The sequence below is a fragment of the Pseudomonas sp. LPH60 genome, from assembly GCF_030718165.1.
GTDB classification, from domain to species: Bacteria; Pseudomonadota; Gammaproteobacteria; order Pseudomonadales; family Pseudomonadaceae; genus Aquipseudomonas; species Aquipseudomonas danubii.
In genome coordinates this window covers 968,327-981,604 of the sequence record NZ_JAVAJH010000001.1, presented here as the reverse complement: position 1 = coordinate 981,604, position 13,278 = coordinate 968,327, and the positions used below count along the sequence as shown (strand labels likewise).

At 65.4% G+C, this 13,278-nt stretch carries 14 protein-coding genes; 11 read left to right on the top strand and 3 right to left on the bottom strand.

What is annotated here, in order from left to right:
- Complete coding sequence (locus tag Q8O96_RS04505) at positions 1 to 1,041, top strand: DUF6602 domain-containing protein (RefSeq protein WP_102864375.1); 1,041 nt, start codon at positions 1 to 3, stop codon at positions 1,039 to 1,041.
- A gap of 141 nt (positions 1,042 to 1,182) precedes the next feature.
- Here Q8O96_RS04505 and Q8O96_RS04500 read toward each other — a convergent pair whose 3' ends face one another.
- On the bottom strand, positions 1,183 to 1,734 hold the full coding sequence (locus Q8O96_RS04500; RefSeq protein WP_102864374.1) for a cytochrome b: 552 nt from the start codon (positions 1,732 to 1,734) through the stop codon (positions 1,183 to 1,185).
- Between the two features lie 213 nt (positions 1,735 to 1,947).
- Here Q8O96_RS04500 and Q8O96_RS04495 point away from each other — a divergent pair, with 213 nt between their 5' ends.
- From Q8O96_RS04495 to Q8O96_RS04465, 7 genes are read left to right on the top strand one after another with little or no spacing between them, the layout of a single operon-like run.
- Positions 1,948 to 2,625 (top strand): thermostable hemolysin, encoded by a 678-nt coding sequence (locus Q8O96_RS04495; RefSeq protein WP_102879825.1) that lies wholly within the window; start codon positions 1,948 to 1,950, stop codon positions 2,623 to 2,625.
- Complete coding sequence (locus Q8O96_RS04490; RefSeq protein WP_305948441.1) at positions 2,615 to 4,096, top strand: AMP-binding protein; 1,482 nt, start codon at positions 2,615 to 2,617, stop codon at positions 4,094 to 4,096. Before Q8O96_RS04495 ends, Q8O96_RS04490 begins: the two co-directional genes overlap by 11 nt.
- Positions 4,093 to 4,767 (top strand): TenA family transcriptional regulator, encoded by a 675-nt coding sequence (locus Q8O96_RS04485; RefSeq protein ID WP_102864371.1) that lies wholly within the window; start codon positions 4,093 to 4,095, stop codon positions 4,765 to 4,767. The genes Q8O96_RS04490 and Q8O96_RS04485 overlap by 4 nt, the downstream gene beginning before the upstream one ends.
- Entirely contained in the window at positions 4,754 to 5,563 is an 810-nt protein-coding gene (locus Q8O96_RS04480) for an SDR family oxidoreductase (protein ID WP_102864370.1), read from the top strand. Before Q8O96_RS04485 ends, Q8O96_RS04480 begins: the two co-directional genes overlap by 14 nt.
- Positions 5,560 to 6,204, top strand: a complete 645-nt coding sequence (locus Q8O96_RS04475) for a tetratricopeptide repeat protein (RefSeq protein ID WP_102864369.1) — start codon at positions 5,560 to 5,562, stop codon at positions 6,202 to 6,204. The genes Q8O96_RS04480 and Q8O96_RS04475 overlap by 4 nt, the downstream gene beginning before the upstream one ends.
- Positions 6,205 to 6,226: 22 nt before the next feature.
- Complete coding sequence (locus tag Q8O96_RS04470) at positions 6,227 to 6,889, top strand: response regulator (protein ID WP_102864368.1); 663 nt, start codon at positions 6,227 to 6,229, stop codon at positions 6,887 to 6,889.
- Positions 6,886 to 8,298: an ATP-binding protein gene (locus tag Q8O96_RS04465; protein WP_305948440.1), complete on the top strand. Its 1,413-nt coding sequence runs from the start codon at positions 6,886 to 6,888 to the stop codon at positions 8,296 to 8,298. The genes Q8O96_RS04470 and Q8O96_RS04465 overlap by 4 nt, the downstream gene beginning before the upstream one ends.
- A 28-nt stretch (positions 8,299 to 8,326) precedes the next feature.
- Here the strand turns inward: Q8O96_RS04465 and Q8O96_RS04460 are convergent, their stop codons facing one another.
- The gene (locus Q8O96_RS04460) at positions 8,327 to 8,701 is read right to left on the bottom strand and encodes a hypothetical protein (RefSeq protein WP_115582222.1); all 375 of its coding nucleotides are present in this window, start codon (positions 8,699 to 8,701) and stop codon (positions 8,327 to 8,329) included.
- Between the two features lie 303 nt (positions 8,702 to 9,004).
- Here Q8O96_RS04460 and Q8O96_RS04455 point away from each other — a divergent pair, with 303 nt between their 5' ends.
- Together Q8O96_RS04455 and Q8O96_RS04450 are read left to right on the top strand one after the other, a co-directional pair.
- Positions 9,005 to 9,415, top strand: coding sequence for a hypothetical protein (locus tag Q8O96_RS04455; RefSeq protein ID WP_240321979.1), 411 nt, complete (start codon positions 9,005 to 9,007; stop codon positions 9,413 to 9,415).
- A 118-nt stretch (positions 9,416 to 9,533) separates the two neighbouring features.
- Positions 9,534 to 10,469: a phytanoyl-CoA dioxygenase family protein gene (locus Q8O96_RS04450; RefSeq protein WP_305948439.1), complete on the top strand. Its 936-nt coding sequence runs from the start codon at positions 9,534 to 9,536 to the stop codon at positions 10,467 to 10,469.
- A gap of 6 nt (positions 10,470 to 10,475) precedes the next feature.
- On the opposite strand, the gene Q8O96_RS04445 is transcribed toward Q8O96_RS04450, so the two are convergent.
- The gene (locus Q8O96_RS04445) at positions 10,476 to 11,369 is read right to left on the bottom strand and encodes a LysR family transcriptional regulator (protein ID WP_115582219.1); all 894 of its coding nucleotides are present in this window, start codon (positions 11,367 to 11,369) and stop codon (positions 10,476 to 10,478) included.
- Between the two features lie 133 nt (positions 11,370 to 11,502).
- On the opposite strand from Q8O96_RS04445, the gene Q8O96_RS04440 reads away from it, so the two are divergent.
- Positions 11,503 to 13,149, top strand: a complete 1,647-nt coding sequence (locus Q8O96_RS04440; RefSeq protein WP_305948438.1) for a GMC family oxidoreductase — start codon at positions 11,503 to 11,505, stop codon at positions 13,147 to 13,149.
- Positions 13,150 to 13,278 lie beyond the last annotated feature (129 nt).

The window sequence follows — 13,278 nt, the reverse complement described above, 5'->3', positions numbered from 1 at the left end:
GTGGCAATCATCAGCAAATGGGCGAAATCCATCGCCCGGGTCCTGGAAAGCAGTTTCAGCGTCAGCAGCACCATTGCCAGCCACTCCGGGGTCCTTGGCGACGCCCGGGAGAGCTTCATCCGTGACGTCCTCAAGCGTTTTCTACCGAGCAACATCAGCATCGGTGCCGGACAGATCATCGACGCCCAAGGCGGCATCTCCAAGCAGATCGACCTGATCATCTACCGCAACGATTTCCCCACGCTGCGCACCTTCGGCTCGGCCGACGTGTACCTGATCGAAGGGGTGATCGCCACCGTGGAGGTCAAGTCCCAGCTCAACGAAAAGAGCCTGTTCGAGGCCCTGGAGAACGGCAAGTCGGTGCGCAACCTCAAGCCCTCGGTGCTGCGCCATTCCCTCGACGAGTACAGCGCGCGCATCTATGACCGCGACTATCAGAACCTGACGGTCTCGCAGATGAATTCGGTCATGGGCCTGGTGCTGCCGCCGGCGTATGTGTACGGCTATCGAGGCTATCCCGGCGCCAGCCTGGAGCAACTGCGCAACAGCCTGAACACCTGGCACAACCTCCCCGACCGTGCCGGTGAACTGGACGTGACCCTGATGCCCGAGGTCATCGCCACCCAGGGCTGTGTGACCCTGAAGAACCTCAACAACCACCTGGCCCTGCCCCGGCCCGGCGCTGCCGACCTCGAAGCCTGTCGCCAGAGCTACAACACGGCCATGTCCAGCAGCATGAGCAAGCAGGAATTCTTTGCCTGCTTCCGCGAAAGCAACGCTGAGAGCTTCGACTACGGCATCGCCATCAAGGCCTACGAAACGCCGCTGCAGTACCTGATTTCCAGCTTGCTGGAGGCGGTGACCTCACGCATCGGCTACCAGCAACTGGGGGGGACGGCGATCCAGTACAACCTGTTGAAATACCACCTGAGTGAAGAGATGGAGGGCGGCTGGTCCGGCGCCGCGATCAACCTGACCCGGGTACGTGATCCCAAGCTGGATCTGGCGGGCAAGTTCGGCCTGTGGAAGGCCAGGACCTGAAGCCATCGACAGCCCCCACGGCCCGTCCCCCCGTAGGAGCCGGCTTGCCGGCGAAAGCGATCCTGAGGCCGCCGTGGAGAATCGACAGACCGCGGCGCGGCGGTTCGCTGGCCAGCCGGCGTCTGCCGGCCACGCCGTATGTCAGCGCCGGGCACCCGGCAGCATGCGCTTGAGGGTGTTGTCGCCGACCCAGTAGTGGTGGAACAGCCCGGCCACGGCATGCAGGCCGATCAGCCAGTAGCCGGCGCTACCCAGTTGCTCGTGCCAGTGCTTGAAGAATCGCGCCTGATCAGGGTCCACCGTCACTGGCGCGGCCGGCAGGAAGAACTCGAAGTAAGGCACGGGCTTGCCCGCCGCCGAGAGCATCAGCCAGGCCAGCAGCGGCGTGGCAATCATCAGCGCATAAAGGACCAGGTGCATCAGGTGCGACAGCCCGGTCTGCCAGGCTGAGGGCGCCGGCAAGATCGGCGGTCGCGGTTGCAGGCGGGCCACCAGGCGAATCCACACCAGGGCGAAGATGCTGATCCCGAACAGGCTGTGCAGCCCGAGAAACAGCCCCCGGGCCGCACTGCCCCGTGGCATCAGGCCCTTGAGTTCAATGCAAGCGTAGACACCGACGAACAGCGCCAGCATCAGCCAGTGCATCAGGATCGACAGTCGCGCGTAACGCGATGGTACGGATTGAGCAGTCATACACAGTCCTCACGGTGGTTCGGGACGCCCGAGTCATTCAGGTCGTCGCAGGACCCGCGCAACGCCTTCTTCGGTCGCTCGGGTGCGCCACCTTGTGTTGCCAGCCTTAAGGCAACCTGAAGAGCGCAAAAAATGTCTTTTGGCCATCTTCAGACTTCGTTAAGAAAGCCTGCCGATACTCCTCCCCAACATGCCTCGGGAGGCTCTGCATCCATGCCTGGTTTTGACTGGAACATCCATCTGCCCCTCAACTTCGGCCGGGACTGCGCCACGGCCCTGACCCTGGCCCGCAGCCTGCCGGGGGAGGTTCAGCGCCCCGTCTTCGAAACCTACGTCAGCCAGCGATTCCAGCAGGTCCACGGCGCCACCATCCGTCAGTTCATGCCGGAGCTGTTCGGTTTGAGTGATCCCCAGGGCGCGCTGTGCGCCGTCGCCGGGGTGCGCCTGGCCAGCAGCGGCCCGCTGTTTCTGGAACGTTATCTGGATGCACCGATCGAGGAGTTGATCGACTTCGCCGCCCAGCGCCCGACGGCGCGTCAGGGCGTGGTGGAAGTGGGCAACCTGGCGGCCAGCGACACCGGCAGCGCACGCCTGTCCATCATCGCCATCACCTGGCTGCTGGCCATGGGTGGCCTGGAGTGGGTGGCGTTCACCGGCAACATCGGCCTGGTCAACAGCTTTCATCGCCTGGGCCTGCGCCCCTTGACCCTGTGCGCGGCCGACCCCGAGCGCCTGGGTGAAGAGCGGCATCACTGGGGCAGTTACTACCAAAGCCAGCCATCGGTACACGTGGGCAGCATCCGCGCAGGCTTCATCCATTTGCGCAACATGGGGATGTTCAACCGCCTGGGCTTGCCGGAGTCATTCGAGGAGAACACCCATGTCGCCTGAAGTGCAGCGTTTCAAGGAAGCACTACGCAAGCACGCCGAAGAAAAGACCACCCACATTGCACTCTGGGGCGATCGCCTGCGCCTGGACTACGCCACCCTGTATGCCGAGGTGATCGACCGCCAGCAACGGCTGCGCGAGGCACAGGTCAACGTGCTGGCCCTGGCCCTGGACAACAGCCCGGAACTGCTGCTCTGGGACCTGGCGGCCCTGTTCGAGGGCCTGACCTGCCTGACCCTGCCGCCCTTCTTCAGCGCTGCCCAGCGCCAGCACTGCCTGGAACAGAGCCGCGCCGAGCTGCTGCTGGCCGAAGACGGCCAGGAGGCGCCACTGCAAGCCGCCGGCTATGAGCGCCAGGGCGAGTTCTGGCGCCGACGCTTCGATGGACCCTCAATCCTGCCGCCAGGCACCGCGAAACTGACCTTCACCTCCGGCACCACCGGCACCCCCAAAGGCGTGTGCCTGGGCGCCGACAGCCTGCTGCAGGTGGCCCGGGAACTGGAACAGGCCAGTCACTCCAGCAACCCGCGCCATCACCTGGCGCTGCTGCCCCTGGGGATTCTCCTGGAAAACCTGGGCTGCTACGCCGCGCTCTATGCCGGTGCCACCCTCAGCCTGCCAAGCCAGAAAACCCTGGGCATCCAGGGCGCCAGCGGGGTCGACGCGCCCACCTTGCTCGGCTGCCTGGCCCAGCGCCAGCCCGAAAGCCTGATCCTGGTGCCGCAGTTGTTGCTGTTGTTGGTGGGGGCCGCCGAACAGCGCCTGTTCAATCCCGCCAGCCTGCGCTTTGCCGCCGTGGGCGGGGCCAAGGTCTCGCTGGAGCTGCTGCAACGCGCCCAGCGCCTGGGCCTGCCGGTGTACGAGGGCTATGGGCTGTCGGAATGCGCCTCGGTGGTGTGCCTCAACCGTCCCGGCGCACACCGCCCGGGCAGCGTCGGCCAGCCCTTGCCCCATGTCCGAGTGCACCTGGCAGCCGACGGCGAGGTGCTGATCGAGGGCTCGCTGCTACTGGGCTACCTGGGTGAACCCGAGCGGGTCGAGCGCTGGTGGCACAGCGGCGATATCGGTGAGTTCGACAGCGATGGCTACCTCTATCTCAAGGGCCGCAAGAAGCATCAGTTCGTCACCAGCTACGGGCGCAACGTCAACCCTGAATGGGTCGAAGCCGAACTGACCCAGCGCAGCCATATTGCCCAGGCCTTCGTCTACGGCGAGGCCCTGCCCCGCAACCACGCCCTGCTCTGGCCCCATCGGCCGGACTGCAGCGACAGCCAACTGGCCGCTGCCGTGGCCCAGGCCAACGAGGCCTTGCCGGACTACGCCCAGGTCCACCACTGGACCCGCCTGCAGCAACCCTTCACCCCAGCCAACGGCCTGCTCACCGCCAACGGCCGGCCTCGCCGCGAGGCCATCGTTGAACGCTACCGCGACCTGCTCTGCCCTACTGTTCATTCCGAGGAATCATCGTCATGAGTTTTTTCGACCAACTGCAAGCCGCCACCTCCCGGGAACGGGAACAGCTGTTCAGCCTGCCGATCATTCGTGAAGCCCTGGCCGGCCAGGTCAGCCTTGAGGGCTACCGGGCATTCCTGACCCAGGCCTACTACCACGTGCGCCACACCGTGCCGCTGATGATGGCGTGCGGCGCACGCCTGCCGGAACGCCTGGAATGGCTGCGCGGCGCGGTGTGCGAGTACATCGAGGAGGAGTACGGCCATGAACAGTGGGTGCTCAACGACATCGTCGCCTGCGGCGGCGACCGTCTGGCGGTTCGCGATGGCCGCCCGTCCCTGGCCATCGAGTTGATGGTGAGCTTTCTCTATGACCTGATCGCCCGGGACAATCCGGTGGGACTGTTCGGCATGGTCAACGTGCTCGAAGGCACCAGCATCGCCCTGGCCACCCTGGCCGCCGGCAGCATCCAGGACAGTCTGCAACTGCCCCCGAGCGCCTTCAGTTACCTGGCCTCCCACGGCTCCCTGGACATCGAGCATATGCAGACTTACAAGCGCCTGATGGACCGTCTCGACGACCCTGCCGACCAGGCCGCAGTGATCCATGCCTCGAAGGTGGTCTACCACCTGTACAGCGAGATGTTCCGCGGTCTGCCACGTGTCGGGGAGCGCGCCCATGCGCCTGCCTGAAACCCGCGCCGTGCTCACCGGGGCCAGTGGCGGCATCGGCCTGGCCATCGCCGAGGCCCTGTGTGCCAGTGGCGCCCAGGTGCTGGCCGTGGCCCGGCACAAGGAACCCCTGGAGCCGCTGCTGGCGCGTTACCCGAATCAACTGTGCTGGGTCTCGGCAGACCTGACCTTCCTCAGCGACCGGCGCAAGGTGCTGCTGGCCGCCGAGGCCATCGGTAGCGTCAACCTGCTGATCAACGCCGCCGGAATCAATCACTTCGCCATGCTCGAACAGCTCGAAGACGCCGAGATCAACGCCATGCTGGCGGTCAACATCGGCGCACCGATGTGCCTGACTCGCCTGCTGCTACCGCTGTTGCAACAGGCTCCCAGCGCCATGGTGGTGAACGTCGGCTCCACCTATGGCTCCATCGGCTACCCCGGTTATGCCGCCTACTGCGCCAGCAAGTTCGCCTTGCGCGGCTTCTCCGAGGCCCTGCGCCGGGAACTGGCGGACACCCGGGTCAACGTGCTCTATGTGGCGCCGCGAGCCACCCGCACCAGCATGAACAGCCCCGCCGCCCAGGCCTTGAACGATGCCTTGAAAAGCAACGTCGACGATCCGCAGACCGTGGCCAGCGCGGTGGTCCACGCCATCGCCGGCGACCACCGCGAGTTGTACCTGGGCTGGCCGGAACGTTTTTTTGTCCGCCTCAACAGTCTGCTGCCCAACCTGGTGGACCGCGGCCTGCGTAAACACCTGCCGCTGATCCGGCGGCTGAGTATCCGATCCGAACGGGAGCACGAGAAACCATGAAGAACCTGATCAGCGCACTGTTGCTGGGCTGTTTGAGCCTGCCCGCCTGGGCCCTGGATACGGCGGACCAGCAACGTCTCGGCGTCATCCAGCAAGGCTGGGCGCACATTCAGTACCAGGTGCCGGCCGAGCAACGGGCCGCCGCCTTTGAACAGCTGGCCACGCAAACCCGAGCCTTTACCCAGGAGCGCCCGGCGGTCGCCGAAGCCTGGATCTGGTCGGGCATCGTCACCAGCAGTTGGGCCGGAGCCCAGGGCGGGCTGGGGGCCTTGAGCAAGGTCAAGGCAGCCAAGGCCGACCTGGAACGGGCGCTGAATCTGGACCCCAAGGCCCTGCAGGGTTCTGCCTACACCAGCCTGGGTGCACTGTATGATCGCGTTCCTGGCTGGCCCATCGGTTTCGGCGACGCCGACAAGGCCGAGGAGCTGCTCAAGCAAGCCTTGCAGCAAAACCCAGAGGGCCTGGATAGTCTGTACTTCTGGGGTGACCACCTGTATCGCCAGGGCCGCTACGGCGAGGCCCGGGTCGCTTTGCTCAAGGCATTGCAAGCTGCTCCGCGCCCTGGGCGGGAAGTGGCCGACAAGGGCCGGCGCGAGGAGATCCAGGCGCTGCTGGCCGAGGTGGGCAAGAAAATCAAATGATCCGGACAGGACAGGAGTCGTTGTGCGCTTACTACTGATCGAGGACGACCAGCCCCTGGGCGAAGGTATCCACCAAGCATTGACTCGCGAAGGCTACACCGTGGACTGGCTCAAGGACGGCAGCAGCGCGTTGCATGCGCTGCTCAGCGAAACCTTCGACCTGGCCCTGCTCGACCTCGGCCTGCCGCGCCTGGATGGACTGCAAGTGCTCAAGCGCCTGCGTGACAGCGGCTCGACCCTGCCGGTGCTGATTCTCACCGCCCGGGACGCCACCGAGGACCGTATCGCCGGCCTGGACGCCGGCGCCGATGACTACCTGATCAAGCCCTTCGACCTGGACGAACTCAAGGCCCGGCTGCGGGCCCTGCTGCGGCGCAGTGCCGGGCGCGCCCGGGTGCTGATCGAGCATGCCGGCATCAGCCTCGACCCTGGCACCCAACAGGTGCACTACCACGGCGAGCCGGTGGCCCTGACACCCAAGGAGTACCAGCTGCTCTACGAACTGCTCTCGCCGCCGGGCCGGGTGATGACCCGCGACCGCCTGGTGCAGTTGCTCTACGGCTGGAATGAAGAGGCCGAGAGCAACACCCTGGAAGTGCACATCCATCATTTGCGCAAGAAGTTTTCCGCCGACCTGATCCGCACCATTCGCGGGGTCGGTTATCTGGTGGAGGAGCGTCGATGAATTCGATCCGCCGACGCACCCTGACCCTGATCATCGGTCTGCTGTTCGCCGGCCTGCTGATTCTGACGACCTTCAACCTGCACGACAGCAACCACGAGATCGACGAGGTCTACGACGCCCAACTGGCGCAACATGCAAGGCTGCTGCTGGGCATCATGCGCATGCCCAACAGCAGCGCCGAGCAGGCCCAGCTGTATCACGCCTTCAACCTGGCACTGAGCCAGGCCATGCCCCAGGTCGACGGTCACCCCTACGAAAGCAAGATCGCCTTCCAGGTGTGGGACCGCAAAGGCAGCCTGCTGGTGCGCACCACCAGCGCCCCCGCCCTGGCGGTGCAGCCGCTGACGCCAGGGTTCGGCAATGAACAGGACGGCAACGACCATCAGTGGCGTACCTTTATCCTGGATGATCAGGATTCCGGGCTGCGGGTCTGGGTCGGCGAGCGAGTCGATGTGCGCAGTGACCTGGTCAACCGCATCATGCGCCACACCCTGTGGCCCAATGTGGTCGGCAGCCTGCTGCTGGTGCTGATGATCTGGCTGGCCATCGGCTGGGGCCTGCGCCCCCTGGCCAATATGGCCGCCCTGCTCCGGGCCCGGCCCAGCGGTTCCCTGGAACCCCTGCACCTGGAACCGCTGCCCAGGGAACTGGAACCCATGCAGGCTGCCCTCAACCGCATGCTGACGCAGATTCAGGAACTGCTGGGCCGCGAGCGGCGCTTCATTGCCGACGCCGCCCATGAGCTGCGCACGCCCCTGGCGGTGTTGCGCGTGCACACGCAGAACCTGTTGCAAGCCGGCACCGAACAGGAACGCCGGGCCTCCCTGGAATCGCTGATCCTGGGCGTCGACCGCGCCGGACGCCTGGTCAACCAGTTGCTGACCATGGCCCGCCTGGAACCCAAGGCGCAGATGCCCAGCGAGCAGACCGTGGACCTGGCCCATACCGTGCGCGACAGCCTGGTGCAACTGACCCCGTGGCTGCTGAACAAGGGCCTGGAACTGTCCTTCGAGGTGGACGAGCGTCCCTATCCGGTTCGCGCTGAAGCGGCCTCCATCGACATTGCCCTGAATAACCTGATCAGCAACGCGGTGAACTTTTCACCGGCCAATGGCGTGATCAGCGTGCGCCTGACCCAGGTCGACGAACACTTCGAACTGAGCGTGGAAGACCAGGGCCCGGGCATCGATGAAGGGGAACGCGAGCGGCTGTTCGAGCGCTTCTACAGTCGCGGCAACGCCCACGGCGCCGGCCTTGGGCTGACCATCGTCAGCGTCATCGCCCGCCACCTGGGTGGCCGGATCAGCCTCGACAACCTGCCCCTGGGCGGCCTGCGCGCGACCTTGTCGATTCCCTGCCAGCAACCGCTGCGGCTGGGCAGCGCCTGGACGGCGCGCCGCGAGCCATAGCCCATGGGCGGGCGCCGGGACTGAACGCTCAGTCCGACGTGGCCTTCGCGGACAGCGCGATCAAGTGCTCGCTGCAGCCGAAGCCGCCCACCGCATCGTCGTACCAGGACACTTCCACCACCGCAATGCAGCCGTCATAGGACTGCCCCACCAGCGTGCCGTCGGCCTTGAACACTCGCAGGTAGCCGCCAACGCTGTACCGCGAGCTGTCGCCATCACCGGGCATGGTCATGGTGGGAATCCAGGTGCGCCAGCTGAACAAGCGGTATTTCTGGTAGTAGAAGGCCTGGTCGGGACTGTAGTCGCGGCCCTGATACGGCGTGCCGTAGTAGAACGAACCGTAGGCCTGGTACGCCAGGAACACCGCCAGTGCGGAGCCCAGAATGAGTTTGATTTTTTGCATCGGGAGGGTCGTTCCTTTTACCCGTGGGGTCTTCAAGAGGGGGCCGGTCCAGCAGGCGCAGGCAGGCCTGGACAATCGCCTTGAGCAGGGTCGGGCATGGTCCTCGACGGCGGCGCTCAAAGCGCCGGCATTCTAGAGCAATAGCGGCGCAAAAGAGAGCTGGGATTCCTGCGCTGCAAGGGCTGCCTGGCGCATGGGATCGACGGCAGGCCGGCTCGTTGACAAGCGCCGTGGCAACGCCGACCATCTGCCGCCGTCAGCACTGGCGGATGCCTGGATCGAGGAGTGGCAAGGGTGAAAAGGATGAGCGTATTGCTGTTATCACTGGCCGCTGCCTGCAGCGCGGCCCAGGCCACCAGTGAAGTCGACGCTGCCCGCCAATCCCTGAAGAACTACGGCCTGGCCAACTGCCTGGCCGCGCGCTTCGAGGAACCCTCGGCCATGCGTCAGGACGTCGGCCACGCCGTCGGCATGTACGGCGTGCTGGGGATAGGCCTGTACAACGTGCTGCAGAACGAAGACACCCTGGAAACCCTGCACAACCCCTACACCGCCACCACCAACTACGTGGCACAAGCCTATGAGCAGGCCTCGGGGAGCAGCAAATACAGCCGCGACAAGGTGGTGCTGCATGCTTGCCTTGAGGTCTACAACTCCCGGGCCTTCGATGAGTTCATCCAGACCCAGGACCGCTACGTCCGGCCTGGCGGCTAAGGCGCCGCCTTCTCTGCCCGATGTCGCAAAGGCGCTGTTCGAGGTCGAATCCAGCCTGCCGACCCAACGCGTGCTGTCCATACTCAAGGGCCTTGTCCCCTGGTAATGGAATACCCCTGTGAACCTGCCACCGGTCCTGCCTGACACCGCCCCTGCCCTGGTCAACCCGCTGCGCCTGGACCAGGACGATCTGCGGCACTTCAAAGAGCGTGGCTTCATCAAACTGCGCAGTCTGTTGACGCCCGCGGCCATCCTGCAACTGCGCGAGCTGGCCAACAGCCAACTGCGCCCTGCCCCCTCGGGCACCTCGGCCCATGGCGACGGTTTCAGCCGCCTGACCCACCGAGTGACCCAGGTGGGCATCCTCGAACGCCTCTACTGGCAACCGGCCTTCGCCCAGGTGCTGACCTGCCTCACCGGCTGCCGCTTGATCATGAGCGAGGCCCAGAGCTTCGAGCTGGGGGTGGGACGCTCGGGCTTTGCCTGGCACTACGATTCGCTGAACTTTCGCTACATCCGCCCCCAGGACCCGGCCTTCAGTCTGTGGATGCCGTTGCAGCCGATCCGCCCCCAACTGCAAGGTGGCGGCATGGCCTGGGTGCCCCTGTCGCTGTTCTCGGCCCAGGAGAACTTCCAGTTCTCGCGCCTGCTGGCAGGCAAGCTGGCACGGGGCGAGTCGGTGGCCGAATTTTCCGCGCACCTGCGCCAGACCTACTGCACGCCCGGGGTGCTTACCGACGCCTTCGAGGAACAACGCATCGAAGAGGCCTTCGATCCCGGCGACGCCCTGCTGTTCAGCAAATACCTGTGGCACCGCTCCAGCCCCTTGCTGGCCGGCGACCTGGAACGGCGCCAGGCCGTGACCCTGCGCTTGCTGGACTGGCGGGCATGCCTTGATCCACTGATGCAGGAAGGTGAAACCCGCAGCGCCGGTGGCCTGGGCATGGGCCTGGACGGCGGCCCGCTGAACCCGGTGTCCTACGGTTCGCGCTTCGTCGACATCAAGCCCGGTGCACCGATCCGCAGTTCGGCCCATTGCGGGCCGATCCTCTGAACCAGGCTAGATCTCGGGCCCCAGCAACACCTGCTGCTGCGCCGCACACAGCTGCACCAGATAGTCCCAGACCACCCGCAGCCGCACCGATTTGTGCAGCTCGCGGCGGGTGCTGATCCAGTAGGCGCGCTGGATGCTCTCGGCCGGTAACAGCGGCACCAGTTGCGGGTCGGCGGCAGCCATGTAGCACGGCAGCACGGCGATCCCCAGACCGGAGCGGGCCGCTTCCTGCTGGGCGATGACGCTGGTGCTGTGGAACACCACCTGGGGGTTGCGGCAGAAGCTGTTGAGGAACATCAGTTCCTGGCTGAACAAGAGGTCGTCGACATAACCGATCCAGGCGTGGCGCCCCAGGTCCTCGCGGCTGCGCAGGGGCGGCGCGCGGTCCAGGTAGGCCTGGCTGGCGTACAGGGCCAGGCGGTAGTCGGTGAGTTTGCGGGTCACCAGCATGTCGGCATTGGGGCGCTCCAGGTGAATGCTGATCTCCGCCTCGCGATTGAGAATGCTGACAAAGCGCGGCACCGCCACCAGCTCCACTTCCAACCCCGGATAACGTTCGAACAGGCCAAACATGCGGCTGGCCAGGAACTTCACCCCCAGGCCTTCGGTGACGCCGACGCGGATCTTGCCCAGGGGCGCACTGGACTGGGTGATTTCCTCCTGCACCAGCAGAGCGACGTTTTCCATGGCCTCGGCGTGCTTGAGCAGCGCCTCGCCGGCCGGGGTCAGCTCGTAGCCCTGGGCATGCTGGACGAACAGCGCGGTGCCCAGGGCCTTCTCCACCGCCTCGATATGCCGGGCCACCGTGGCGTGGGTGGTGTTCAGCCGCCGGGCCGCGGTAAGCAGGCGCCCGCTGCGTTGCAGCTCGAGGAAGTAGCGCAGATCGTTCCAGTCGAACATGGAAAATCCTGGTCGATGTCGAAGAGGGATGCTGTTAGAAAACGCACAGCAGGTGGGTAAAAACTAACATTCTTTTAACGAAAGCTAACAACTAGGATGAGGGCAAAACAAGAACGAAGAAAAGAGGTCACGGATGCTCCCTGCCTTTGACGCCTACGACTACATCGTGGTCGGCGCCGGTCCTGCCGGCTGTCTGCTGGCCAATCGCTTGTCGGCCAATCCCCAGCACCGGGTGCTGCTGCTGGAAGCCGGCGGCCGCGACAACTACCCCTGGATTCACATTCCCGTGGGCTACCTGTTCTGCATCGGTAACCCGCGCACCGACTGGTGCTTCAAGACCGAAGCCGAACCGGGCCTGCAAGGCCGCAGCCTGAGCTACCCGCGGGGCAAGGTGCTGGGCGGCTGCTCCTCGATCAACGGCATGATCTACATGCGCGGCCAGGCCGCCGACTACGACGGCTGGGCCGCTGAAGGCAACCCGGGCTGGAGCTGGAACGAGGTCCTGCCGCTGTTCAAGAAAAGCGAAAACCACTTTGCCGGGGGCAGCGAGTTGCACGGCGCCGCCGGTGAATGGCGGGTGGAGCGCCAGCGCCTGTCATGGCCGATCCTCGACGCCTTCCGCACGGCTGCGCAGCAAAGCGGCATCCGCAACATCGACGACTTCAATGGCGGCGACAACGAAGGCTGCGGCTACTTCCAGGTCAACCAGAAGGCCGGGGTGCGCTGGAACGCCGCCAAGGCTTTTCTCAAGCCCATCGCCAACCGCCCCAACCTGGTGGTGCTGACCGATGTCGAGGTGCAGCGGCTGATACTCGAGGACGGCCGCGCCACCGCAGTACGGGCCATCAGCCAGGGCCGCCAGCAGACGTTCAAGGCCCGCCGGGAGATCATTCTGTGCGCCGGTTCCGTCGGCTCGCCAAGTATTCTGCAGCGCTCCGGGATTGGTCCGAGCGCGCTGCTGCAGCGGCTGGGGATCGGGGTCAGCCATGCCCTGCCAGGGGTCGGCGGCAACCTCCAGGATCACCTGCAGTTGCGCCTGATCTACAAGCTGGAAAACGCTCGCACCCTGAACCAGATCGCCGGCAGCCTGTGGGGCAAGATGGGCATGGGCTTGCGCTACCTGTATGACCGCAGCGGCCCGCTGTCCATGGCCCCAAGCCAATTGGGCGCCTTTGCCCGCTCGGGCCCGGAGCAGACCAGCGCCAACCTCGAATACCACGTGCAGCCGCTGTCCCTGGAGCGCTTCGGTGAGCCCCTGCACAGCTTCCCGGCCTTCACCGCCTCGGTCTGCGACCTGCGTCCGCAAAGCCGCGGCCGGATAGAGATACGCTCCGTGGAACCCGGGGATGCACCGCTGATCCAGCCCAATTACCTGAGCCATCCGGAGGATCTGCGCGTCGCCGCCGATGCCATCCGCCTGACCCGGCGCATCGTCGGCGCCCCGGCCCTGCAGCCGTTCAAACCCAGCGAATACCTGCCCGGGCCGCAACTGCAGAGTGAGGAACAACTGCATGAAGCGGCGGCGCGCATCGGCACCACCATCTTTCATCCGGTGGGCACCTGTCGCATGGGCAGCGACGCCCACGCCGTCGTCGACTCGCAACTGCGGGTGCATGGCATTCCCGGACTGCGGATTGCCGATGCCTCGATCATGCCGCGCATCACCTCCGGCAACACCTGCTCGCCGACCCTGATGATCGCCGAGAAAGCCGCCGAACTGATTCTCGCCACCGCCCCCAGGAGTACCGTCCAGCACAAGCAACCCGCCACCCCGGCATGACCGTAGGAACAGATGCACCTGATGTAGGAGCCGGCCTGCCGGCGAAGGCGTCCACAAGGCCGGAACCCGGCTCAAGGGCCTCTTCGCTGGCAAGCCAGCTCCTGCGCTCGGGAGGTAAACGAGGGTTCA